Below are 23,302 nucleotides of genomic sequence, written 5' to 3' on the forward strand. Positions count from 1 at the left end.
CCCTGCGGATTGTCCACGACTTCAGCGCCCCGCCTGCCCACGCGACCGCCGACCGGCTCGTTCCGCAGTCCGGACCCGAAATGCTGGCCGAGCACGAACACGCCGTGGTCGCGGCGCTGCGCCCGTGGTGCGAGAAGTTCCCCGAGGTCGCCGTCACCGAGACGGTTGTCGAAGGGCGTGCGGCCAATGAGTTGGTGAGGGCCACTTCTGGAGCTGCCCTCGCCGTCGTGGGACGGCGGGTGCGAGAAGCGCGGCTCGGTACGCACATCGGTTCCGTCGCGCACGCGGTGCTGCACCACGCCGGGTGCCCCGTCGCCGTGATCCCGCACGCCTGAAACAGCGTCGTGCTGACCGCGCGAACCGGGTGGACGGCACATCCGCCGCCGTCCGGGCCATCGACTCTTGGGGAGGGACGGACATGACCACCCGCCATGTGACCGTCGGCGTGGGCGGCTCACTCATCGCCGTACGGGCGCTGGACCGGGCCGCCGACGAGGCGGCAATGCGAGGCACCGCTCTGGAGATCGTGTACGCCGTGCACGACATCGACGAGGCCGGACCCATCCTGGCGTCCGCGGCGTTGCGCGCCCGCGACCGCCACCCCGGCCTGCCGGTCACGACCTCGGCGGTCCAGGGCAGCCCGGTACAGGCCCTGTTGCGCCACGGCCGGGACGCGGCGCTCACCGTGGTCGGTACCCGCGGCCTCGGGGGCATCACCGGGCCGCTGTTCGGCTCGGTGAGCCTGCGCCTGGCCGCCCACTCGCACACCCCGCTGCTCGTCGTACGAGGCGATCACGCACCGGCACGCCGTGGCGGGGTGCTGCTGCTCGGCCTGGAGAGCGAAGCCGACACGGACGCGGCCGCGTACGCCTTCGAAGAGGCCGAACGCCGAGGAGCCGGGCTGCGCATCCTGCGCGCGTGGACCTATCGGCACCTCACACCCGAGCAGCCGGACCCCCTGCCCACACACCGACTGCAGGACGACCTCGTCCGGCAGGCACGGACCGAACAGGCGGTGCCCCGCTTCGCGGTGGCAGGCCTTCGGGAGCAGCACCCCGGGGTCGGGGTGGAGACCCGCGCGGTCCGTTCCGGTCCGGCGCACGCGCTGCTGGAGGCCACCCGCGAGGCCGACGTCGTGGTCATCGGCGCCCACCACAGCCCGAACCGGCTCGGCCCGCAACCGGGTCCCGTCACCCACGCCCTGCTGCACCGTTCCCACTGCCCGGTGCTGGTCGTCCCCACGGGGCAGGCCGCCGCGATCACCCGCTGAACAGCAGATGCACGGGGGCAGTCCGCGACGGCGTTGAGGGAGCTGGTCGCCGGGGTTGCCGGATGCCGTCAAGACCCACGCGCCGTGGACTCGAACCCCGGATCATCCGCCACCGCCGCCCGGACCGGCCGAAAGGGCCTGATCGGGCGGCGGTATGGGCCGACCGGCCCTGTTGACGGTCCCTCGGGTGGGCCGAGGGTGGGATGCAGCAGGCACCGGCACGTGACTTCGACCCGGAAGGGAATCCACCATGCGCGACGTCCCACAGCAGGCGCCCGCCCAGATCACGGACGACGAACTGCGGGCTCTGGACGCCCACTGGCGTGCCGCGAACTACCTGGCCGTCGGCCAGATCTACCTCATGTCCAACCCGCTGCTCACCGAACCTCTGCGTCCCGAGCATGTCAAGCCCCGGCTGCTCGGCCACTGGGGAACCTCCCCGGGCCTGAACCTGGTCCACACCCACCTCAACCGCGTCATCAAGGCCCGCGGCCAGGACGCCCTGTGCATCTGGGGCCCCGGACACGGCGGACCCGCAGTGCTGGCGAACTCCTGGCTGGAGGGCACCTATTCGGAGACGTACCCGGATGTGAGCCGGGACGGCGCGGGCATGGCCAGGCTCTTCAGGCAGTTCTCATTCCCCGGCGGAGTGCCCAGCCACGTCGCGCCCGAGACGCCCGGCTCCATCCACGAGGGAGGCGAACTCGGCTACTCGCTCTCGCACGCGTACGGGGCCGCGCTGGACAACCCGGATCTGCTGGTCGCCTGCGTGATCGGTGACGGCGAGGCCGAGACCGGGCCGCTGGCGGCCTCCTGGCACTCGAACAAGTTCCTCGACCCGGTTCACGACGGCGCGGTGCTGCCGATCCTGCACCTGAACGGCTACAAGATCGCCAATCCGTCGGTGCTGGCCCGGCTGCCCGAGTCCGAACTCGACGCACTGCTCCGGGGATACGGCCACGCCCCGATCCACGTCACCGGTGACGACCCGATGGCCGTCCACCGTGCCATGGCCGCCGCCATGGACGACGCCCTTGAGCGGATCGAGCTCCTGCAGCGCACCGCACGCGAGGAGGGCGTCACCCAGCGGCCTCACTGGCCGGTGATCGTGCTGCGTACCCCGAAGGGCTGGACCGGGCCGGCCGAAGTCGACGGCCTTCCCGTGGAGGGCACCTGGCGCGCCCACCAGGTCCCGCTGTCGGCCGTCCGAGACAACCCGGAGCACCTGCGACAGCTGGAGACCTGGCTGCGCTCGTACAAGCCCGAAGAGCCCTTCGACGAGCACGGCCGCCCCCGCGAGCAGGTGCTTGCCTGTATCCCCGAGGGCACCCGGCGTCTGGGCGCCACCCCGCACGCCAACGGCGGTCTGCTGTTGCGCGAGCTGCCGCTGCCGGAGCTGGACCGGTACGCCGTCCAGGTCGACAAGCCCGGCGGCACGCTGCACGAACCCACCAGGGTCCTCGGCGACCTGCTGGAGAACGTCATGCACCACACCAGCGGCCGCCGCGACTTCCGGATCGTCGGTCCCGACGAGACCGAGTCAAACCGGCTCCAGGCCGTCTACAACGCCAGCGGCAAGGCCTGGCAGGCCGAGACCCTGCCCGTCGACGAGCACCTGGACCGGCACGGCCGGGTCATGGAGATCCTCTCCGAACACACCTGCCAGGGCTGGCTGGAGGGCTATCTGCTGACCGGACGGCACGGTCTGTTCTCCTGTTACGAAGCCTTCGTGCACATCGTCGACTCCATGGTCAACCAGCACATCAAGTGGCTGCGCGTCACGCGCCGGCTGCCCTGGCGCGCCCCCATCGCCTCCCTCAACTACCTGCTGACCTCACACGTCTGGCGCCAGGACCACAACGGCTTCTCGCACCAGGACCCCGGCTTCGTCGACCACGTACTCAACAAGAGCCCCGAGGTCGTACGGGTCTATCTGCCGCCGGACACCAACACCCTGCTGTCGGTGGCCGACCACGTGCTGCGCAGCCGCGACTACGTCAACGTCGTGGTGGCCGGCAAGCAGCCCAGCTTCGACTGGCTCACCATGGACCAGGCGCGGGCCCACTGCGCCCGTGGCGCCGGGATCTGGGAGTGGGCGGGTACCGAGGACGGCATCCGTGAACCCGACGTGGTGCTCGCAGCCGCCGGCGACGTCCCCACCCTGGAGACGCTGGCCGCCGCGCAGTTGCTGCGACAGCACCTGCCGGACCTTGCGGTCCGCGTGGTCAACGTCGTCGACCTGGCCCGGCTGCTGCCGCAGGAGGAACACCCGCACGGCATGCCGGGATCGGAGTACGACGCACTGTTCACCCGCGACAGGCCGGTGATCTTCGCCTACCACGGCTATCCCTGGCTGATCCACAGGCTCGCCTACCGGCGCACCGGCCACGCCAACCTCCACGTCCGCGGCTACAAGGAGATCGGCACCACCACCACGCCCTTCGACATGGTCGTCCGCAACGACCTCGACCGCTACCGCCTGGTGATGGACGTCATCGACCGGGTCCCCGGACTGGCCGTACGCGCCGCCCCCGTCCGGCAGTTGATGGAGGACACCCGGCTGCGCCACCACGACTGGATCCGCGAGCACGGCACCGATCTGCCCGAGGTCACCGACTGGACCTGGAGCGGCTGACCGGCCCCTTGGGGGAGGGACCTTCGGCCCGTCGTCAGGGGCCCTGCAGCCTCTCCGAACTCCCTTGCCGGAGCGGGACATTGAAGGCGCAACGAGAGCCACCAAGGCCTCGTCCACCGGCCCTTGGACGGAAGGGATGAGCATCATGGCAGTCCACGAACACCCCCACCGGCACACGGGGTTCCGCCTCCCGTCGGTGCGCAGGACCAGGACCGCGTCCGGCGACGCCGAGACCGAGACGGTCACGGCGACCCGTTCGTACGTCTTCGCCGGGCTGCGCCTGCTGACCGGGTTCGTCTTCCTGTGGGCCTTCCTCGACAAGACCTTCGGCTTCGGCTACGCGACCGGCTCCGGCAAGGCCTGGATCGACGGCGGCTCGCCGACCAAGGGTTTCCTCGGCGGCGTCGCCGTGGGACCGATGGAGTCCACGTTCCACGACTGGGCCGGGGCCGGCTGGGCCGACTGGCTGTTCATGCTCGGCCTGCTCGGTATCGGTCTCGCCCTGGTCTCCGGCATCGCGCTGCGGCTCGCCGCGGTCGCGGGCACCGTCATGATGGCGCTGATGTGGATCGCGGAGTGGCCCCCGGCCAAGCACCTGTCCGACGGTTCGCTGAGCATGTCCACCAACCCGTTCGCCGACTACCACCTGATCTACGCCGTCGTCCTGATCGCCCTCGCGGCCGTCGGCGCCGGCGCCACGTGGGGCCTGGGCAAGGCGTGGGCACGCCTTCCGTTCGTCAGCCGCAACCGCTGGCTGCTCTGACCACTCGGCCATGCTCGGACCGGGGCGCCACCGCGACGACGCGGTGGCGCCCCCTGTTCGTGATGTCACCCGGGACCAATGGGCCCCACCAGGGACCAGCGGCCCCTCCTGGCGCAGCTGCCCGGCCCAGAGACTGAATCCACATCCCCACTCAAGGAGGTTCTGACATGCCCCGCAATGTCACCGTCGGCCTGGACGGCTCGCCCGAGAGCCTTGCCGCCGCCGACTGGGCCGCCCGTGAAGCCCTGCTCCGTGACACGCCTCTGCGGCTCGTGCACGCCCGAGAATGGGAGCCGTACGCATACGCACCGCTGGCCGGAGTCAGTGTGCCGCGGTCCGTGAGCGACGCGCACCGCGACTGGGCCGAGCACATGCCGCGTGAGGCCGAGAGCCGGTTTGCGCGTCGGTACCCCGGCCTGCGGATCGGCACTGACAGCATGGCGGAGAAGCCCGTACCCGCGCTGCTCGCCGCCGCCGAGGACGCCGAGGTGCTGGTGCTCGGATCCCGGGGCCTGAACGGAGTCACCGGCTTCCTGCTCGGTTCCGTCGCACTCGCCGTCGTGGCCAGGACGGCGAGGCCCGTCGTCCTCGTAAGGGCCGGTGAGCGCGCCGAGGACGAGCATCTGCCGGACGGTGCCGGGGTCGCGTCCACGGTCACTCCGTACCGTGACGTCGTGCTCGGGCTGGACCTGCGCAACCCCGACGACAAGGTGATCGAGTTCGCGTTCGACGCCGCCTCACGCCGTGCCGCGAACCTGCGTGTTCTCCACGGCTGGAGCCTGCCGGTCTCCTCCCGAGGCTACGGAGGAATCGTCGACCCCGAGTTCGACGCCGAACTGACCGCCCGGGTACGGCACGAGCTGAGCGACGTACTGCGACCGTGGCGGACAAAGTTCCCCGGCGTCGAGGTGGACGAGCAGACTGTGATCGGCGGAGCGGGCTCGCACCTGGTGGATGCCTCACGGGACGCGGCACTGGTGGTCGTCGGCCGCCGTACCCGGCACGCACAGTTCGGCACTCACATAGGCCCGGTGGCTCATGCGGTCCTGCACCACGCCACCGCGCCGGTAGCGGTGGTCCCGCACGACTGACCACGAGGGCGGCACCGCTCACAGCAGAGGCGGAGGCGTCGGCAGATGGGCATTGGGTGCTCTCACCGGGAACATGTTCGGCCGTTGTACGGACAGTAAGGAACATGCCGGAGTCGCTGTGACCGAAACACGCTGGGATGGCCCAACTGATTTCGAGATGCGGGTCGTTGGGGGCGGACATGCGTGACACGGTCGGACCGGCGTCAATCCCGGAAGCCCCAGTGGCCTGCCGCGGAGGGCGCGAATGCTGCGCGGGAGCGCTCAAGGGCGGTTCAGAGGGCGCCGAGGAGCGGTTTCGGGGATTGCTGGAGGCGGCGCCGGACGCGATGGTCATCGTCGACGACATGGGAACCATCAGACTCGTCAACGCCCAGACCGAGGCGCTCTTCGGCTACCAACGCGAAGAACTCCTCGGCCAACCCGTCGAGTTGCTCATTCCCGGCCGCTTCCGTGCCCACCACGTCCAGCACCGCGACGGCTATGCCGCCAACCGTCAGGTGCGCCCGATGGGAGCGGGCCTGGAGTTGCACGGGCTGCGCAGGGACGGCACCGAGTTCCCGGTCGAGATCAGCCTCAGCCCGCTGGAGACCGCCGACGGCCTGCTCGTCTCCGCCGCCGTCCGTGACGTCAGCGACCGCAGGCGGGCCGAGGAACGTATCAACGAGCTGGCCGCACTCGTCGAGTCCTCCCAGGACGCGATCCTCGCCAAGACCCTCGACGGTCACATCACCTACTGGAACGCAGCCGCCCAACGGCTGTACGGGTACACCCGGGATGAGGTCATGGGCTGCCATGTGTCCCTGCTCGCCCCGTCCGAACGCCGCCACGAGATCGACGCGCTCATGGACCAACTGCGCGACGGCGAGCGGATCGAGCACTTCGAGACCCTGAGGCAGACCCGTTCCGGTGGCCTGCTGGACGTCGACATCACCCTGTGGCCCACCCGATCCCCGGACGGAACGGTCATCGGGGCGTGCGCCATCGTCCGCGACATCAGCGACCGCAAGCGGGCCGAAGCGGAACTGACCGTCCTGTACGAACAGCAACGGCACATCGCCCTCACCCTGCAGCGCAGTCTGATGGGCACACCGCCCGCCATTCCGGGGCTGGCCACCGCCAGCCGCTACCGGCCCGCCACTCAGGGGGCCGGGGTGGGCGGCGACTGGTTCGACCTCGTCCCGCTGGGAGCCGGCCGGGTCGGTGTCCTGATCGGTGATGTGATGGGCCGCGGCCTGGAAGCCGCCGCCGTCATGGGCCAGTTGCGCTCCGCCGCGCACGCCCTGGCCAAGACCGGCATGCAGCCCCGACAGCTCATGCAGGCCCTGGAGACGGTCGTCGCCGATCTGGACGTGCCCGACCAACTGGTCACCTGCTGCTACCTGGTGATCGCGGCCGACGCGGGTGAGGTGACCATCTGCTCGGCCGGACACCTGCCCACCCTCATCGCCGCACCCGGTGAAGGCGCCCGGGCGCTGTCGGCACCCGTGAACGCACCCCTCGGTGTCGGCGGAGTTCTCTACGAGCAGACCAGCGCGGCGATCCCGGCCGGTGCCACACTCGTGCTCTACACGGACGGCCTGATCGAAACCCCGGGCAGTGACATCGAGGACCAACTTGCGCAGCTCACCGATGTACTGAGCGGCCTCTTCACCACAGCCCCAGACCTGGAAGTCGCCGCCGATCGCGTCCTGGCTGCCCTGCTGCCCGATGCGGATGGCCACAACGACGACGTCACCCTGCTGCTGACCCAGCTCCCCGACGCGCCCTTGGCCGCGGTCACCACGGACCTGCCCGCCGTCCCGGACTCCGTACCCGAGGGCCGCGCCTTCCTCACCAAGGCCCTCACCTCCTGGGACTGCACGGCGACCGCGGACGACGCACGACTCCTGCTGTCCGAGATCCTGACCAACGCCGTTCAGCACGCCCAGGGCCCCCTCGGTCTGCACCTGTGCCGCACCGCCACCGAACTCACCGTCGAGGTCAGCGACCACAGCCCGCATCTGCCCCAGCCGCGGCTCGCAGCCGAGGACGATGAATCCGGACGAGGACTGATCCTCGTCCGGGCCCTTGCCGGCACCTGGGGTGTCCGTCCCACCGACGAGGGCAAAACCACGTGGTTCACCCTCGCGCTGTAGTGCCTGCCACCGACGAGCCCGGGCCGCCGGGCCGCGTGGTCGGTTCAGTAGAGCGACGCGGGCCAGGTGGCGGCCACGGCGACGATGACACCCAGGTCGAGCAGAACTCCGACGCTGAGCCACGGATCGAACCAGAGCGCCTTGAGGGCAAGCCCGCTCGACGCCGCCACGACCGCCGCGGTGGGCCACCAGCCGCTTCCCGCGGCCACCCCGGCCCCGGCGACGACGTACACCAGGGCCACGTACCAGGCGAGCGCAAGCGACGCGGCCCTGGCCGGGGCGGCGGAGACATGGGCCGCTGTGAGAACCCACGAGTGCCCGGGGTCGAAGGCGAGCTGTTTGCCGGGCTGCGCCGGCGCCGTCCACACGCCTGGGTGCAGCAACCCGTGCGCGATCAGGAACACGGTCACCAGCATGGTGGTCACGACAACTCCTCCGCATCGGCCGGTTCGGTGCCGCCCATGTCCAGCCGGAACGGCGGATACGAGTCGGTCATCAGGCCGACATACGCGGCGACGCGCAGCACCCAGCGGTTGAGACCGAGGATCAGGTCGAACAGGTCCTTCGGGTACTTCTCGGTGAAGGCCATGATCACGCCGGCGATGACTGTCAGCAGGGCGACGAGTCCGCCCGACCACCATCCGAGGTGGTAGCCGCCGAGGAAGAAGCCGACGACGATGAGGTGCGGGATGGCCAGGAGCCACCACTTCACCAGCACCAGGCCCCGGGAGAGCCGTTCCGGGTAGGCGATGTCCAGCCGCGCCGGGTAATCGGGTTCCGCACGCAGACTGAAGGGCGGGTAGCGGTCGGTGGCCAGGGCGCCGTACGAGTAGTAGGCGACTCGCCAACTCCAGCGCAGCACACCCAGGTTGAAGTCGAACAGTGCGCGCGGATAGCGCTCGGTGAACAGGATGGCGAAGAACGCGATCACGCTCACCACGGCGAAGGCGATCCAGAGGAAGAACAGCACTGCGTAGTGCGGAATGACCAGGATCCACTTCACCAGCCACAGCCACCGGGACAGCGGCGCGTCCAGCTCCGCGTTCACCCGGACCGGGCGGTCCGGGAATCCCACGAGGGTCGTCATGGAGATCAGCTCCTTCGTCCCGCGCCGGCCGAAGTACACCACCGGCACATGACCAGCGTCCGCCGCGCACGGTCGCGGCCGCGAGGGCTGTGTGGGGTTGTCCCGTAGGGCCTGTCGGCCCTTCGTCGGCTCAGCTCGCTCGGTGCCCGCCGTCCGGCCCGGGCGCGGACGTGAGACGGATTCCGGTGACCAGATCGGGACGGATGCGGACCGCGTAGTCCATGGCCCGGTTCATCCAGGGGCGGAGCATCGCCCGATAGCGGGCCACCTCCGCGGCGTCGGTGACCAGGTGGGCGTATCCGGTCACCACGACGCTCCAGCCGAGGTGCGTGTCCGGGTCGATGGTGTCGGCTTCGTAGGCGACGACGACGCCCTCACCTCCGGCGTGCCGCGTGTGCGAGGTCAGGGCCGCGCCCTCGTGGGTGCGGATGATGATGTCGCCGTCCTCCAGGACGTGGTTGACCGGACGGACGGTCGGCAGCGCGTGCTGGGTGAAGACGACCCTGCCCAGCGACACGCTGCCCAGCAGTTCCAGGGCCTCGGCACTGTCGAGCTCGACGCTCTGCCGCGGTCCTGCGGCGGGTTGCTGGGCGTTCTCGGTTGCCATGATGAACTTCCGTACGGATTCGTCGCTCACTACGTGCCTCGGCGGGTTGAGGAACCGGTGCCACAGCCACAGAGCGATTCCGGGGGCGGGCAGTGGACCTCAATCGAACGGCGATTGATCGCGGCGTACCAGGGCCGTTCGGCCCATGTCGCCGACCGGTCGACCCTATTCGCCGGGAGCGTCCGCCTCGCCGTAGTAGGCCGTGCGCATGAGCCGCTGCATGTCGTCGAGCATGGGCATACGCGGGTTCGCGGGCGCGCACTGGTCCTCGTAGGCGTTGAGAGCCTGCTGGGGCAGGGCGTCGAGGAAGGCCTGCTCGGCGATGCCGAGGGCGTGGAACGACGGTTCGATGCGCACGCCGTCGCGCAGCCGTTCCACGGCGGCGGCCAGCGACTCGACGCCCTCGGCCGGGGTGACCGCGGGCAGGCCGAGGGTGCGGGCGATGTCCTGGAACCGCTCGGGGGCGCGGTAGTGCTCGTACTTGGGCCAGCCGGTGAGTTTCGTCGGGACGGTGCCGTTGTAGCGGATGACGTGCGGCAGCAGGACGGCGTTGGTGCGGCCGTGGGCGATGCGGAAGGTCGCGCCGAGCGTGTGGGACATGGCGTGCACGATGCCGAGGAAGGCGTTGCCGAAGGCCATGCCGGCGATCGTGCCCGCGTTGTGCATCTTCTCCCGCGCGTCGGGCCGGGCGTCGCGGTCGTTCACGGCCGGTTCCAGGTTGTCGAAGATGAGCCTGATGGCGTGCAGGGCAGGGCCGTCGGTGAAGTCGTTCGCGTAGACGGACACGTACGCCTCGATGGCGTGGGTGAGGGCGTCGAAGCCGCTGTCGGCCGCGAGGGCCGGGGGCAGGTCGGCGGTGAGCAGCGGGTCGACGATGGCCACACTGGGGGTGAGCGCGTAGTCGGCAAGGGGGTACTTCTTGCCGGTCGCCGGGTCGGAGATCACGGCGAACGGGGTGACTTCGGCGCCGGTGCCGGAGGTGGTCGGAATGCACACCAGGCGGGCGCGCTCGCCCAGGACGGGGAAGCGGAAGGCCCGCTTGCGGATGTCGGAGAACTTCTGCCGCATGTCGGCGAAGTCCATTTCCCTGCCGACGGCCTGCTGCTCGTACAGCAGCCACATCACCTTGGCGGCGTCCATGGGTGAGCCGCCGCCCAGGGCGATGATGGTGTCCGGGCGGAAGTCGTGCATGAGACGGGCGCCGCGCCGCACGGAGTCGATGCTCGGTTCGGGCTCGACGTTGTCGATGATCTGCACCGTCACGGGCTGGGGGCGGCGCTGCAGGACGCGGCCGACACGGTCCACGAAGCCGAGACGGGTCATGGTCGCGTCGGTGACGATCGTGACGCGGTGGACCTCCGGCATGGAGGCGAGGTAGCTGATGGATCCCGGCTCGAAGTAGATCTTCGGCGGCACCTTGAACCACTGGAGGTTGTTGTGGCGACCGGTGACACGCTTGATGTTCAGCAGGTTCGCGGCGGACACGTTGTTGGACACCGAAGTGCTGCCCCAGGAGCCGCAGCCCAAGGTCAGCGAAGGGAGCAGGCTGTTGTAGATGCCGCCTATCGCGCCCTGCGAGGACGGAGCGTTGACGATCACCCGTACCGTCTTCATACGTGTGCCGTACGCCTCGGCCAGTGCCGCGTCCTCGGTGTGGATGACGGCGCTGTGGCCCTGGCCGTGGAAGGCGACCATGTCGGCGGCCAGGTCGAAGCCCTGCTGTTGGGAGTCGGCGCGCAGCACCGTCAGAACCGGGCACAGCTTCTCGCGGGTCAGGGGTTCGTCCGGGCCGACATGGTCGGCCTCGACGAGGATGAGCGAGGTGTCTGCGGGCACGGTGAAGCCGGCCTGTTCGGCGATCCATGCCGGGCTCCGGCCGACGGCCGCGGAGTTGACCTTGGGCTCACAGCCTCCCCCGGCCTTCGGCCGGGGGTGCCCCCGGTTCGAGGAGTCGGTGGGGAAGAGGTACGCCTCCAGCTTCCGCTTCTCCTCGGTGGTGGCCAGGTGGGCGTGCAGGATGCGGAACTCGGCCAGGGCCGCGTCGTAGATCTCGGTGTCCAGGATGACGGCCTGCTCGGAGGCGCAGATCATGCCGTTGTCGAACGCCTTGGACAGCACGAGGTCGTTGACGGCGCGGCGCAGGCGGGCGCTCTTGTGGACGTAGGCGGGGACGTTGCCGGCGCCCACCCCGAGCGCGGGCTTCCCGGCCGAGTAGGCGGCCTTGACCATTGAATTGCCGCCCGTCGCGAGGATCAGCGAGACACCGGGGTGGTGCATCAGTGCTCCGGTCGCGTTGATGGAGGGAGACTCGATCCACTGCACGCAATGCTCGGGGGCTCCTGCGGCGACGGCCGCGTCCCGGACGATGCGGGCCGCCTCGGCGCTGCAGCGCTGAGCGGAGGGGTGGAAGGCGAAGACGATCGGATTGCGGGTCTTCAGTGCCATGAGGGCCTTGAAGAGCGTGGTGGAGGTGGGGTTGGTGACCGGTGTGATCGCGCACAGGACGCCGACCGGTTCGGCGATCTCGACCATGTCGTCGATGTCGTCGCGGGCGATGACCCCGACGGTCTTCATCCGGCCCATGCTGTGGGTGACGTGCTCGCACGCGAACATGTTCTTGGCGGCCTTGTCCTCGAAGACTCCGCGGCCGGTCTCCTGCACGGCGAGGCGGGCCAGCTCGGTGTGCTGGTCCAGGGCGGCGACCGAGGCCTTCTTGACGATGTGGTCGATCTGCTCCTGGTCCATGGACTCGTAGTCGGCGAGCGCCTTGAGCCCGTCCGTGACCAACCGGTCGACGGCGATGGCGATGTCCGACGGCGCACCGTCGCCTGAAGCGGTCCGGGGCCGGTTGTCGTCATGCCGGGTCATGGGGATCTGCCTCCGTTGATGAAGTCCGTGGCGCAGGGTCGGCGATTCGAGCGAGGCCGGTGCGCGGGCGGCGTGTGGGGAGCGAGGGTGGGAGCGGCACCGCGGGGGATCGGTACCGCTCCCACCACTACGGTCTCCCCGGCCCCGTGCCGTCCGGCAGATGCCGATGGTCCCCTTGAGGGGCCGACCGGCCCCGGTCCGTGAGTGCCGGGTGTCACCGCTCCGGAGGTCAGCGGTGGTCGATCCTGGGTGAAGGGTGCTTCTCGGGCGGGCGGGTGTCGTCGATGCGGAACGTCAGGCTGTTCATCACGCCGACGACTCCGTCCACCCGCCAGGTCAGCCGGATCGTGAGCGGAATGTCGCTGCGGCGCTCCAGTCGGCCTTCGAGTGTGACCATCCCGTCGTTGACCGAGACGAACACGCTCTGGGGAGGCAGGAGCATGGCGTGGGTCAGGACTTCGTCGATCACCTCCTGCCGGATCTCGTCGTCCGTTCGGAGGAAGACGCGCAGGAGGTCGCGGCGCGTGGCGATGCCGATCAGGCGGTCCTCCTCGTCCACCACCGGAAGCCGCTCGATGTGGTGGCGCTCCATCACGCGTGCGGCGTCCGCGACGCGCTGTTCCGGGTGCACGGTGATCGCCGGTGTGGACATCAACTCCTCCGCGGTCATGGCGGTCGCCTTGGTGGCCGCCGCGCGGGCCGCGTGCCGCAGGGCGGGCATCCGGAAGCGGCGCTCCCGGCCGTGGTCGGAGCGGAGGGCCTGCTGGTGTATCAGGTCGGTCTCGGAGATCACTCCCAGGACCTTGTCGTCGTGATCCACGACGGGCAGTCCACTGATGCGATGCCCGTCCAGCAGTCGTGCCACGTCCTTGAACGACGTCTCCGGGCGGGCTTCGACGACCTCGCTGGTCATCACCTCGCCGACGGTGCGGGTCTTCACGGCACTTCCTCCTCTACGGGTACAGGAGAGCGGCTGATTCCGAGTCGCGCACCTGTGGGTGGCGCAAGGTTCCACCGGGGGCTGTCGCCCGCGATGGCTGTCCGGCGGCCGGAAGCGCGGGTCCAGGCCGTGGGACCGACCGGGGTCGTCCCTTCGGACGGCCCCGGCGGCCCGGTTTCCGGTGCTTCTTCAGCCTCTCGACCAGCCGAGTGCCGGGGCAGGGGCCGACAGTCCCGTGTATCGGGTCGAACCGCCCTGCCGGACCGGAGCCCGGCTCTTCTTCACTTGCTGTCGTCGTTGTCCGCGGGCCCGTGGAGTGCGGCCCGTCCTGCCTCCAGGCGGGCGACCGGGACGCGGAACGGGGAGCAGGAGACGTAGTCGAGCCCCGCGGCGTGGAAGAAGTGGACCGACTCGGGGTCGCCTCCGTGCTCGCCGCAGACACCGATCTTCAGTCCGGGGTGTGCGGCGCGGCCCTCCGCGATCGCGATCTCGACCAGGCGGCCGACACCCTCCCGGTCGATCGTCTCGAACGGGGACACCTTGAAGATGCCTTTGTCCAGGTAGGCGGAGAAGAACGCCGCCTCCACGTCGTCGCGGGAGAAGCCCCAGGTGGTCTGGGTCAGATCGTTGGTGCCGAAGGAGAAGAACTCCGCTTCCTGCGCGATCGAGCCCGCTGTGAGGGCGGCCCTCGGCAGCTCGATCATCGTGCCCACGGGGCACTGGACGGGGACGCCCGAGGCGTTGGAGACCACGGCGAGGACCTGCTCCACCTCTTCGCGTACGAGCCGCAGTTCCTCGACGGTGTCGATCAGCGGCACCATGATCTCCGCCCGGGGATCTCCGCCCGCGCGCTTGCGCTCCACGACCGCCTCGGCGATGGCCCGTACCTGCATGGCGACCAGGCCCGGCGCCACCAGACCCAGGCGTACTCCGCGCAGGCCGAGCATCGGGTTCTCCTCGTGCATGCGGTTCACGGCGTCGAGCAGCTCGGAGTCGTGTGCGCTCGGCGGGTTGCCGTGGGCCTCGGCGGCGGCGAGCCGTACCGCGAGTTCCGTGCGGTCGGGCAGGAACTCGTGCAGGGGCGGGTCGAGGAGGCGGATGGTGACGGGCAGGCCGTCCATCGCCTCCAGGATGCCGACGAAGTCCTCTCGCTGCAGGGGCAGCAGCCCGTCGAGGGCCCGTTCGCTTTCGGCGTCCGTGCGGGCGAGGATCATCGCCTCGACCAGCTGCCGGCGCTCGCCGAGGAACATGTGCTCGGTGCGGCACAGGCCGATGCCCTCGGCACCGAACCGGCGGGCCCGGGCGGCGTCCTCGGGGGTGTCGGCGTTCGCCCGCACGCCCAGCCGTCGTACTCCGTCGGCCCGGTTCATGGCGCGGGCCACGGCCTCGACCAGCCCTACGGAGTGTTCGCCGGTCTCGAAGTAGCGCATCACGGAGGAGTCGACGAGCGGGGCGGCACCCAGATACACGGCGCCTTCGGAGCCGTCCACCGAGATGACCGTGCCTTCCTCGACCGTGGTGCCGTCGGCGGTGAAGCGCCGCGCGCCGGTGTCCACGCCGAGTTCCTCGGCGCCGCAGACGCAGACCTTGCCCATGCCGCGGGCGACCACGGCGGCGTGGCTCGTCTTGCCGCCGCGGCTGGTCAGCACGGCCTGGGCGGCGATCATGCCCGGCAGGTCGTCGGGGGTGGTCTCCTGGCGTACGAGGACAACCTTCTCCCCGGCGGCGGCGCGGCGGACGGCCTCGGCGGAGTCGAAGACCGCGGCGCCCACGGCGGCCCCCGGTGAGGCGGGGATGCCGTGCGCGAGTGCCTGCCCGACCTTCGAGGTGTCGAAGCGGGGGAACATCAACCGGGACAGTCCGTCCCCGCCGACCCGTGCCAGGCACTCGTCCGCGGTGATCAGTTCCTCGTCGACCAGCGCGGCGGCGATGGCGAACGCGGCCTCGGCGGTGCGCTTTCCGACCCGCGTCTGCAGCATCCACAGCCTGCCGCGCTCGATGGTGAACTCGATGTCGCACAGGTCGCGGTAGTGGGTCTCCAACGTCCTCATGTGTTCGCGCAGTTGTGCGTACGACGTCGGGTCCAGGTCCTTCAGTCCGTCCAGCGGGATGGTGTTGCGGATGCCCGCGACGACGTCCTCGCCCTGGGCGTTGGGCAGGTAGTCGCCGTACACGCCCGGGGCGCCGGTGGCCGGGTCCCGGGTGAAGGCGACGCCGCTGCCGGAGTCGGGACCGAGGTTGCCGAAGACCATGGTCTGGACGTTGACCGCGGTACCGAGGTCGTCCGGGATGTGCTCGCGGCGGCGGTAGAGCCGGGCGCGTTCGCCGTTCCAGGATTCGAAGACGGCGAGTACCGCACGCCGCAGTTGCTCGGCGGGCAGCTGCGGGAAGTCCTCGCCGGTCTCGTGGTGGATCAGGTCCTTGTAGGCCTCGACGAGCCCGGCGAGGTCGGTGGCGTCCAGATGCAGGTCGTCGGCCGCGCCGCGCACGTCCTTGAGGCGGGCCAAGGTGCCTTCGAACAGCGCGCTGTCGACCCCCATGACCGTACTGCCGAACATCTGCACGAGGCGGCGGTAGGAATCCCAGGCGAAGCGCTCGTTCCCGGAGGACTTCGCCAGACCGAGCACGGAGTCGTCGTTGAGGCCGATGTCGAGGATGGTCTCCATCATGCCGGGCATGGAGAAGCGGCCCCCGGAGCGGACGGACAGAAGCAGCGGGTCGTCCGGCTGTCCCAGAAGCCGCCCGGCGGCCTGCTCCAGGGTGGTCAGGTGGCGGGAGATCTCGCGGAACAACCCTTCCGGCTCGCTGCCGGTCGTGAGAAAGGCACGACAGGCCTCGGTGCTGACGGTGAACCCGGGCGGCACGGGCAGACCCATCCGGGTCATCTCGGCCAGGTTTGCGCCCTTGCCGCCGAGCAGGTCGGCCATGTCACGGCCGCCCTCGGTGAATTCGTACACGTAGTGGGCCATGGCGGTGTCGTCTTCCTTCGGATTCGGGGGAGTCGCCGGACGTGGAGTCGGTTCTCCGTGAGGGATATGAGGTGCCGGGGTCTTCCGCTCGGGACCGTCCGTACGGGCTCTTGCAGGGCGGCCGTGCCCCGGACGTTCCCGAGGCCGGTGGACCTGTAGGCGGTCAGTCGTGCGGGACGATGACGACGGGGGCGGCCACGTGGTGGAGCACGGCATGCGCGACCGGGCCGATGCGCATGCCGAGCGCGGGCCGGTGTACGCGGCGGCCGACGACCACGAGCCCGGCATCCGCCGCGGCCTGCAGCACGACTCCGGAGGCGAAGGCAAGGTCGACTGTCTCAACCACTGTGACCTGCGGGTACGTTTCCCGCCACGGCTGCAGGGCGGCCGACAGTGCCTTCTCCTGCTGTTCGGCCAGGGCGCCCGCCTTGACCGCCGCCTGCCCGGCCTCGGGGCCGCGTCCGTACAGCGGAGGCACATCCCAGGCGTGTACGGCGCGGAGCGTCGCTCCGCGGGCGGCCGCCGCACGGAACGCGAACTCCAGAAGCGGGCCGGCCTGTGAGCCCAGATCCTGGAGCGCGACCACCACTTCCCCGGTGTCTCCTTCGGCCGCGGCCCGCGTGTTCGCCCGCACCATCACCACCGGGTGCTTTGCCTTGGCGAGCACGTGCTGGCCGACGGAGCCGAGGAGGAATCCGGCGATGGCGCCGTGCCCGCTGGAGCCCAGCACCAGCATCTCGGCCTTCTCCGCCCGGCCCAGCAGAACCTCGGTGGCCGGCTCGGAGACCTGCTCGGTGTCGATCGTCAGCTGCGGGTACCGGGCACGCAGATCCTGCTCGGACTCGCGCAGCACGCTCAGGGCCCAGCGTTTCTGGGCGTTCAGGTCCTCGGCGACGGGCACGTCGTGCGGCTGCCAGATCCAGGCGTTGACCAGGTGCAGCGGCAGGCCGCGGCGCTGAGCCTCGCGGGCGGCCCAGTCGGCTGCGGCCAGGCTCTCGGGAGAGCCGTCCAGGCCGACGGTGATGGGGCGAAGCATGGGAGATACCTCCGGGTCCGGTACGACGGATGGCGGCAGCGGCCGCCGGTACTCGCTCCGAGCTTCGCGCCGGCGCGGTCACGTCCTCCATGGGCCGGTGGTCCCGAACTGCGGCCACCTGGTCCCGCTCTGGCGACGGTCCGTACGCATCGTGGCGGTGGGTCGGTTCCTGCTCGGTCCCGGTGCCACCGCCCAGCCGATGAGCCGGCCGCGACCCGGCCCCGTACACGGGCCGAACGTCCCCCGCGTCGTCCCCGTACGGCCCATGCCCCTTTCGGCACGGGCCCCGCAGGCTGGCAGCGCACACCAGACACCGACCGGGGAGGACGACGGACATGACCGTGCGCATAGGGATCAACGGCTTCGGCCGCATCGGGCGCAACTACCTGCGCTGCGTGCTGGAGCGCGCGGAGGCCGGGACCGGTACAGCCGTCGAGGTGGTGGCGGTCAACGACCTCACCTCGCCGGCGGCGCTGGCCCATCTGCTGGAGTACGACTCGACCTTCGGGCGGCTGCGCCGCAGGGTCGAGCACGACGACACGTCGCTGACGGTGGACGGTCACCGCATCGTGGTGACGGCCAAGAGCGACCCCGCGGCCCTGGCGTGGGGTGAGCTGGGAGTGGACGTGGTCATCGAGTCCACCGGGCGCTTCCGCAGTCGTGAGGATGCCGGACTGCACCTGAGGGCCGGCGCGCGCAAGGTACTGCTGTCGGTACCGGGCAAGGGAGTGGACGCCACCCTCGTCATGGGGGTCAACGAGGGCGTCTACGACACCGAGCGGGACCACGTGATCTCCAACGCCTCGTGCACGACCAACTGTGTGGCGCCGATGGTGAAGGTGCTGGATGAGCACTTCGGGCTCGTCAAGGGCCTGATGACCACCATCCACGGTTACACCAACGACCAGGTTGTCCTGGACGGCCCGCACAAGGACCCGCGTCGCGGTCGTACGGCCGCCGTGAACATCATCCCGACCAGCACCGGAGCCGCCCGCGCGGTGGGCCTCGTCCTGCCGGAGCTGGCAGGCACGCTGGACGGCATCGCCGTGCGGGTGCCGGTCGAGGACGGCTCGCTGACGGACCTGAGCGTGGTGCTCGAGCGTCCCGTGACCGCGGACGAGGTCAACGCCGCGTTCCGCGAGGCCGCCGACGGCCCGCTGAAGGGAATCCTGCGAGTGTCGGACGCCCCGATCGTCTCCCGGGACATCGTCGGCGACCCCGCCTCGTGCGTGCTCGACGCTCCGCTGACCCAGGCGCACGGCGACCTGGTGAAGGTCTTCGGGTGGTACGACAACGAGTGGGGCTACACCAACCGCCTGCTCGACCTCACCGAGTACGTCGCCGCCCGACTCCCGCAGAGGTGAGTAGCGGCTGCGACCGCACCAGCGCGAGGAATGGCCGGACGACCGGCCGACAGGGCCGACCGGGTCCCCTGAGGACCGGTCGGCCCACACACGTCCCGGCCCGGGCCCGCGATTCTGGAAGCAGCGAACGAGAGAGGGAGGGTGACATGAGCGCCATGATCGAGCGGCTGCCGGGCCGGCCGCCGCTGCCCGACCTGCTCGGCTGGGTCGAGGCCGGGTTCCCCGGTATGCGCACCGCCCCCGGGCTGCACGGCATCCGTGTGGAGGAACACCTGGCGGACGTCGCCCGCGCCACCCCGGCTGCCTGCCGGGGCCATGGGCGACAAGGCGACCGCCGACTACAAGGAGGGTGTTCTGACCATCACGGTGCCGGTGCCGGTGCCGGTGCCGGAGACGAAGGCGGGCACCAGGACCATCCCCGTGCGGCACGTCTGACCGCGCGTTCGCGCCAAGCGGCATCAAGGTGCGTGGCCGGTACATTCCTCCGGCCGCGCACGTTTTCGTCGTCCGGCCGCTGGCCGGTGCGGCTGTCGTTTCGATCGGCCGGGTGGGTGCGGGTGAGTGACGGGGCGGCCAGATCCCCGTCACGCCTCTCAGCCCCATGGCGGGTGGGCTGACGGCCCGCAGGCTGGAGGCAGGAACAGTGGCGGCCTGCGATCAGGCCGAGCCAGGCAGTCTCACCACACCACATCCACGACAACTCACAGCCACATGCCGGTGGCTCCGGTTCCCGAAGCCACCGCTTCACCAGCCAGGACCGGTGGGACAGCTGAGGGTCCAGATATGCCGTCAGCCGGCGCTGGCGCCGCTCCACCACCGCGCTTCCGCGCATCTGCCGTCCCGTCTCTGCGGAACAGAGGGACGTCAGGAGTGGTAGTGGCGGCGCTCGTCGGGGTTGCCGATATAGTGCCGCTCCTCGACGACGGAGCCCCGTTCACCGGGCCGCTTGGCGCCGACCGTCCCCAGGAACGTGATGAGTCCGAGGAGTCCGGCGGCCATCAGGATGAAGCCGACGACGAACGAGCTGTATCCGAATATCAGGCAGGCGCCCAGTACGGTCGCTGCGAGCAGGATGAGCGGAACCATTGCTGTCCTCCTATGCCGGCCGGACACCTCGGGTGCCCGGGCGGTGGCTCAGAGGCCGCGAAAGCGATCTGTTTCTCACGGCGGCCGCAGGCCGGCGGTGACGTCAGACAGCAGTGTGTGGGGCTCGCTGGATGCCGGTCATCGCGCACGTTCCCTTCGGCTTTCGTGTCTGTCGTCCAGCGGGACGGAACGCGGACCGCAGGGGCTGAGAGGGCAGGTGGCAGGGCCGAGCGGCTCTGCTTCGGTGCGCGCTGCCGAACGTGCCGATGTCGGCCTGCAAGTCCCGGCACCTCGCTCTCGTCACCGCCGGACCCGCTCCGGAGGCCGCGAGTCGCGAGCCGAGCGCTCAGGGCTCCAGTTCGATCTCGATCTCAGGCGGCTGACGGAGCGTGTTGTGGACGGTGCAGTGCGAGGCGACAGCGAGAAGGGCCGTGCGGCGCTGCTCGGACAGACCCGGTGGCGGGGTGAGTGTGATGCGGACGGCTCCGACGCGAGCCGGCCGATCGCCGGCCATCGTGAACTCGGAACGGACCCTCAGGTCGACGCCGTCCAGACCATGACGGCGGAGGTAGCGGCCGGCGTAGAAAGCGACGCAGGTGGCCAGCGACGCGGCGAACAGTCCGGTGGGGGTGGGCCCGCTGTCATGGCCGCCCGCGTTCGCCGGCTGGTCGACCAGCATCCTGTGACCCCGCACTTCGAAGGCGTACGTGTCGCCGCCGATGTGGGTGACCTCAAGACGATGTTCGTCCGGAGCCGCCGGCTGTGGGGTGGTGTTCTCGACTCCTGTGCGGGGCATGGCGGCGCCTCCTTGTTGGGTTCGACTGCTGTCGATCTCCAGTGGAGCGCCGCCGGAGCGACGCCGGGAGAGGCCGACAGGAGGGAGAAGAAGGCCGTTCGGCCCAGGGCGGTCGACGCGGCTGTGCATGCCCCTGGGCATTTGTGCGGGCCGGGGCACGGGACAGTGCTCGGTGGATCCGCCCGCCCCGGGCCGCGGCCGCCTTCGTCGGAAGCCTGTTCGAGCGCGCAGGCTGTTCATGGTGCGAGGGAGAAGTAGTTCTCCTCCTCCTGCGTGAAGTGCAGGCGCAGCACGGTGTACAGCCCGTAGAGACTGGCACGCAGGTCGTCGAGCTGCTCCTGTGCCAGTCGGCCATCGGTCTCGGAGAGGCTGAGGTGAGTGGCGATGCGCCGGGCGAGGCGTTCGATCTCCGCGTGGGCGCGGCTCATGGTGGCCGTCGCCTCGGGACCGCCGAGTGTGGGCGCGAGAGCGGGGTAGAGCTGGTGCTCTTCGGCGTACTCGTGGGGCAACAGCCGTTCGGTGAGCAGCCGGTGTGCCTCGGCCACCGCGGCGAGTGCTTCCGGACCGGCGCTGTCGGAGAGCTGGTCGGCGGCGGCGCGTACGGCTTCGAGGACGCTCTGCAGGTCGTCGTGTTCGGCCGCGAAGCGGTGGATCAGGGCTTCGGTGTCGGGCGTGAGGGAGGGGCGCGCGGCCTGGTCGACGTGCAGGGCACGCAGCGCGTTGAGGATGACCGCGACGTCGATGCCTTCCTGGAGCAGCGCGCCGGCGGCCGGGGGCAGCAGGCCGAAGGCGGCCACGGCCATTGCGGCGAGCGACATCAGCATCCCGCCGAGCGCGCTCTGTACGGCGATGCGCCGGGCACGTACGGCGATGACGGTGGCGTCGGCGAGGCGGTCCACGCGGTCGGTGGTCAGAATGATGTCGGCGGCCTCGGAGGAGGCCGTGGAGCCGCGGGCGCCCATGGCGACGCCGATGTCCGCGGCGGCCAGCGCGGGAGCGTCGTTGACACCGTCGCCCACCATCACGGTGACCGCGAGGTCGCGTTCGGTGCGGACCGCGGTCACCTTGTCGGCCGGGCCGAGCTCGGCGCGCACGTCGTCGAGGCCGAGGACGGCGGCGATCTCGCGGGCGGGTTCGGTCCGGTCGCCGGTGAGCATCACGATGCGTTCGATGCCCGCAGCGCGCAGGCGGCGCAGGGTCCGGGGTGCGTCGTGGCGCAGCGGGTCGCGCAGGAGGACGGCACCGGCGAGGCAGCCGTCGACGGTGAGCCAGGCTACGGCCGCCCCGTCGAGGAGCGCCCGGTTCTCGACCGCGTGGGCCCAGGCCGGCCGTTCGCCCCGGGCGTTGGTGCGTCCGATGGTCATCCGGTGCCCGTCGACGGTGCCGGTGGCGCCCCGGCCGGGTTCCTCGGTCACGTCCGTGGGCATCGACAGGTCAAGTCCGCGACCGAGCGCCGTGTCGACGATGGCGTGCGCCAGGACGTGCGGTGAGAACTGGTCGAGCGAGGCGGCCCACCGCAGCACCTCCGTCGGTTTCCGGCCTGGTGCGGCGGCCACGTCGAGGGCGCGCGGCCGGCCGGCGGTGAGGGTGCCGGTCTTGTCCAGAAGCAGGGTTCGGGCCCGGCCGAGGCTCTCCAGGGCCCCTCCGTCGCGGATGATCACGCCACAGCGGGAAGCCCGGGACAGGCCGGAGACGATCGCGACCGGCGCCGCGAGAAGAAGGGGGCACGGGGTGGCCACCACCAGGACCGCCACCGCCCGCACCGCGGAACCGCTCGCCAGCCAGGCCCACCCGGCCACCGTGACGGACAACGGCAGGAACCAGCCCGCGTAACGGTCGGCCAGGCGCACCACGGGGGCGGATTCCGCTCCGGCCTGCTGGGCCATCCGTACGATCTCGGCGTACGCGCTGTCCTGCTCGGTGGCGGTGGCCCGCAGGTCGAAGGCGCCGCCGGCGTTCACCACACCGCTGCGCACCGCGTCACCCTCCGGGCGTTCCACGTGCACGGACTCGCCGGTGAGCACCGATTCGTCGAGGACCGCCGTCGCACCGGTCACCCGGCTGTCGACGGGGACCACTTCGCCGGGTCCCACCACGAGCAGGTCGCCGACAGCGATCTCGGTCAGTGGCACCGTGCGCACCTCGGTGCCGGATCGGCGGCGGGCCGACCGGGGCGCGTGTTCCAGGAGCGCGCGCAGGTCGTGGGAGGCCCGACGCTGAGCCATGGCGTCAAGGGTGCGACCGGTGGCCAGCATCAGCGCGATCAGCGCACCGGCGAGGTACTCCCGCACGGCCAGAGTGCCGCCGAGCGCCAGGACCGCGATCAGGTCGACTCCGGCATGCCCCTGCCGCAGGGCGGCCAGCACCCAGGCCACCGCGGGCGCGATGGCAGCCACGGTACCCAGGCCCCAGCACCAGTCGGCGATGCTCGGCGCGCCAATGAGCCAGGCGATGACGCCGGCCGTCAGCGCTGCGGCCGTGACGGCCAGGAGGGCCGGTTCCAGCCGCGGACGCAGGGCCGCGGTGAGCAGGCGGCGGAAGGGCCCCCGTGGGTTGAAACGGTCCATGGCATTCCTCGCTCCGGGACTGTGCTCTTCGATTCTGTGCCTCAAGCGGACTCCCGCATCCGGTACCGGATGCGGGAGGAGACGAACC

The 23,302-nt window shown here is 70.6% G+C and carries 18 protein-coding genes; 8 read left to right on the plus strand and 10 right to left on the minus strand.

What is annotated here, in order from left to right:
• From O3Q52_RS08195 to O3Q52_RS08220, 6 genes are all read left to right on the plus strand, one after another.
• Window positions 1-335: universal stress protein (locus O3Q52_RS08195; RefSeq protein ID WP_269648145.1), on the plus strand; the 335-nt coding region annotated here is incomplete at its 5' end.
• A gap of 83 nt (window positions 336-418) precedes the next feature.
• On the plus strand, window positions 419-1,270 hold the full coding sequence (locus O3Q52_RS08200) for a universal stress protein (protein WP_269648146.1): 852 nt from the start codon (window positions 419-421) through the stop codon (window positions 1,268-1,270).
• A 250-nt stretch (window positions 1,271-1,520) separates the two neighbouring features.
• The gene (locus O3Q52_RS08205; protein WP_269648147.1) at window positions 1,521-3,905 is read left to right on the plus strand and encodes a phosphoketolase; all 2,385 of its coding nucleotides are present in this window, start codon (window positions 1,521-1,523) and stop codon (window positions 3,903-3,905) included.
• 145 nt (window positions 3,906-4,050) lie between these two features.
• Complete coding sequence (locus O3Q52_RS08210; protein WP_269648148.1) at window positions 4,051-4,668, plus strand: DoxX family membrane protein; 618 nt, start codon at window positions 4,051-4,053, stop codon at window positions 4,666-4,668.
• Window positions 4,669-4,835: 167 nt separating this feature from the next.
• The gene (locus tag O3Q52_RS08215; protein WP_269648149.1) at window positions 4,836-5,759 is read left to right on the plus strand and encodes a universal stress protein; all 924 of its coding nucleotides are present in this window, start codon (window positions 4,836-4,838) and stop codon (window positions 5,757-5,759) included.
• A gap of 326 nt (window positions 5,760-6,085) precedes the next feature.
• On the plus strand, window positions 6,086-7,894 hold the full coding sequence (locus O3Q52_RS08220) for a PAS domain S-box protein (protein WP_269648176.1): 1,809 nt from the start codon (window positions 6,086-6,088) through the stop codon (window positions 7,892-7,894).
• Between the two features lie 44 nt (window positions 7,895-7,938).
• On the opposite strand, the gene O3Q52_RS08225 is transcribed toward O3Q52_RS08220, so the two are convergent.
• The 7 genes from O3Q52_RS08225 to O3Q52_RS08255 form a co-directional block, all read right to left on the minus strand.
• Window positions 7,939-8,319, minus strand: a complete 381-nt coding sequence (locus tag O3Q52_RS08225) for a hypothetical protein (RefSeq protein ID WP_269648150.1) — start codon at window positions 8,317-8,319, stop codon at window positions 7,939-7,941.
• On the minus strand, window positions 8,316-8,981 hold the full coding sequence (locus O3Q52_RS08230) for a DUF4389 domain-containing protein (protein ID WP_269648151.1): 666 nt from the start codon (window positions 8,979-8,981) through the stop codon (window positions 8,316-8,318). Before O3Q52_RS08230 ends, O3Q52_RS08225 begins: the two co-directional genes overlap by 4 nt.
• A 130-nt stretch (window positions 8,982-9,111) precedes the next feature.
• Window positions 9,112-9,588: a pyridoxamine 5'-phosphate oxidase family protein gene (locus tag O3Q52_RS08235; RefSeq protein WP_269648152.1), complete on the minus strand. Its 477-nt coding sequence runs from the start codon at window positions 9,586-9,588 to the stop codon at window positions 9,112-9,114.
• A gap of 165 nt (window positions 9,589-9,753) precedes the next feature.
• Window positions 9,754-12,456: a bifunctional acetaldehyde-CoA/alcohol dehydrogenase gene (gene adhE / locus O3Q52_RS08240; protein ID WP_269648153.1), complete on the minus strand. Its 2,703-nt coding sequence runs from the start codon at window positions 12,454-12,456 to the stop codon at window positions 9,754-9,756.
• 229 nt (window positions 12,457-12,685) lie between these two features.
• On the minus strand, window positions 12,686-13,396 hold the full coding sequence (locus tag O3Q52_RS08245; RefSeq protein WP_269648154.1) for a CBS domain-containing protein: 711 nt from the start codon (window positions 13,394-13,396) through the stop codon (window positions 12,686-12,688).
• A gap of 281 nt (window positions 13,397-13,677) precedes the next feature.
• Window positions 13,678-16,365: a pyruvate, phosphate dikinase gene (ppdK, locus tag O3Q52_RS08250; RefSeq protein WP_269648155.1), complete on the minus strand. Its 2,688-nt coding sequence runs from the start codon at window positions 16,363-16,365 to the stop codon at window positions 13,678-13,680.
• A gap of 163 nt (window positions 16,366-16,528) precedes the next feature.
• Window positions 16,529-17,401: a universal stress protein gene (locus tag O3Q52_RS08255; protein ID WP_269648156.1), complete on the minus strand. Its 873-nt coding sequence runs from the start codon at window positions 17,399-17,401 to the stop codon at window positions 16,529-16,531.
• Between the two features lie 335 nt (window positions 17,402-17,736).
• Between O3Q52_RS08255 and gap the strand changes: the two genes are divergently transcribed.
• Window positions 17,737-18,765 carry a type I glyceraldehyde-3-phosphate dehydrogenase gene (gap, locus tag O3Q52_RS08260; RefSeq protein WP_269648157.1) on the plus strand — a complete coding sequence of 343 codons (1,029 nt, stop codon included), beginning with the start codon at window positions 17,737-17,739 and terminating at the stop codon, window positions 18,763-18,765.
• A 258-nt stretch (window positions 18,766-19,023) separates the two neighbouring features.
• On the plus strand, window positions 19,024-19,200 hold the full coding sequence (locus O3Q52_RS08265) for an Hsp20/alpha crystallin family protein (protein ID WP_269648158.1): 177 nt from the start codon (window positions 19,024-19,026) through the stop codon (window positions 19,198-19,200).
• A gap of 429 nt (window positions 19,201-19,629) precedes the next feature.
• On the opposite strand, the gene O3Q52_RS08270 is transcribed toward O3Q52_RS08265, so the two are convergent.
• The 3 genes from O3Q52_RS08270 to O3Q52_RS08280 all read right to left on the minus strand — a co-directional run bounded on the left by O3Q52_RS08270 (window position 19,630) and on the right by O3Q52_RS08280 (window position 23,214).
• Window positions 19,630-19,851 carry a hypothetical protein gene (locus O3Q52_RS08270; RefSeq protein ID WP_269648159.1) on the minus strand — a complete coding sequence of 74 codons (222 nt, stop codon included), beginning with the start codon at window positions 19,849-19,851 and terminating at the stop codon, window positions 19,630-19,632.
• A gap of 346 nt (window positions 19,852-20,197) precedes the next feature.
• Window positions 20,198-20,647, minus strand: coding sequence for an OsmC family protein (locus O3Q52_RS08275; protein ID WP_269648160.1), 450 nt, complete (start codon window positions 20,645-20,647; stop codon window positions 20,198-20,200).
• 236 nt (window positions 20,648-20,883) lie between these two features.
• On the minus strand, window positions 20,884-23,214 hold the full coding sequence (locus tag O3Q52_RS08280) for a heavy metal translocating P-type ATPase (protein ID WP_269648161.1): 2,331 nt from the start codon (window positions 23,212-23,214) through the stop codon (window positions 20,884-20,886).
• Window positions 23,215-23,302 lie beyond the last annotated feature (88 nt).

Origin of the sequence: Streptomyces sp. ActVer, assembly GCF_027270795.1 — a bacterium.
In the GTDB taxonomy this organism is placed as follows: Bacteria; Actinomycetota; Actinomycetes; order Streptomycetales; family Streptomycetaceae; genus Streptomyces; species Streptomyces umbrinus_A.

Excerpts from the sequence above, each read along its gene's own strand:
- O3Q52_RS08270 (WP_269648159.1), bottom strand. The coding sequence starts at position 19,851 with ATGGTTCCGCTCATCCTGCTCGCAGCGACCGTACTGGGCGCCTGCCTG.
- O3Q52_RS08255 (WP_269648156.1), bottom strand. The coding sequence starts at position 17,401 with ATGCTTCGCCCCATCACCGTCGGCCTGGACGGCTCTCCCGAGAGCCTG.
- gap (WP_269648157.1), top strand. The coding sequence starts at position 17,737 with ATGACCGTGCGCATAGGGATCAACGGCTTCGGCCGCATCGGGCGCAAC.
- ppdK (WP_269648155.1), bottom strand. The coding sequence starts at position 16,365 with ATGGCCCACTACGTGTACGAATTCACCGAGGGCGGCCGTGACATGGCC.
- O3Q52_RS08275 (WP_269648160.1), bottom strand. The coding sequence starts at position 20,647 with ATGCCCCGCACAGGAGTCGAGAACACCACCCCACAGCCGGCGGCTCCG.
- adhE (WP_269648153.1), bottom strand. The coding sequence starts at position 12,456 with ATGACCCGGCATGACGACAACCGGCCCCGGACCGCTTCAGGCGACGGT.
- O3Q52_RS08200 (WP_269648146.1), top strand. The coding sequence starts at position 419 with ATGACCACCCGCCATGTGACCGTCGGCGTGGGCGGCTCACTCATCGCC.
- O3Q52_RS08215 (WP_269648149.1), top strand. The coding sequence starts at position 4,836 with ATGCCCCGCAATGTCACCGTCGGCCTGGACGGCTCGCCCGAGAGCCTT.
- O3Q52_RS08205 (WP_269648147.1), top strand. The coding sequence starts at position 1,521 with ATGCGCGACGTCCCACAGCAGGCGCCCGCCCAGATCACGGACGACGAA.
- O3Q52_RS08235 (WP_269648152.1), bottom strand. The coding sequence starts at position 9,588 with ATGGCAACCGAGAACGCCCAGCAACCCGCCGCAGGACCGCGGCAGAGC.
- O3Q52_RS08220 (WP_269648176.1), top strand. The coding sequence starts at position 6,086 with ATGGTCATCGTCGACGACATGGGAACCATCAGACTCGTCAACGCCCAG.
- O3Q52_RS08230 (WP_269648151.1), bottom strand. The coding sequence starts at position 8,981 with ATGACGACCCTCGTGGGATTCCCGGACCGCCCGGTCCGGGTGAACGCG.
- O3Q52_RS08210 (WP_269648148.1), top strand. The coding sequence starts at position 4,051 with ATGGCAGTCCACGAACACCCCCACCGGCACACGGGGTTCCGCCTCCCG.
- O3Q52_RS08280 (WP_269648161.1), bottom strand. The coding sequence starts at position 23,214 with ATGGACCGTTTCAACCCACGGGGGCCCTTCCGCCGCCTGCTCACCGCG.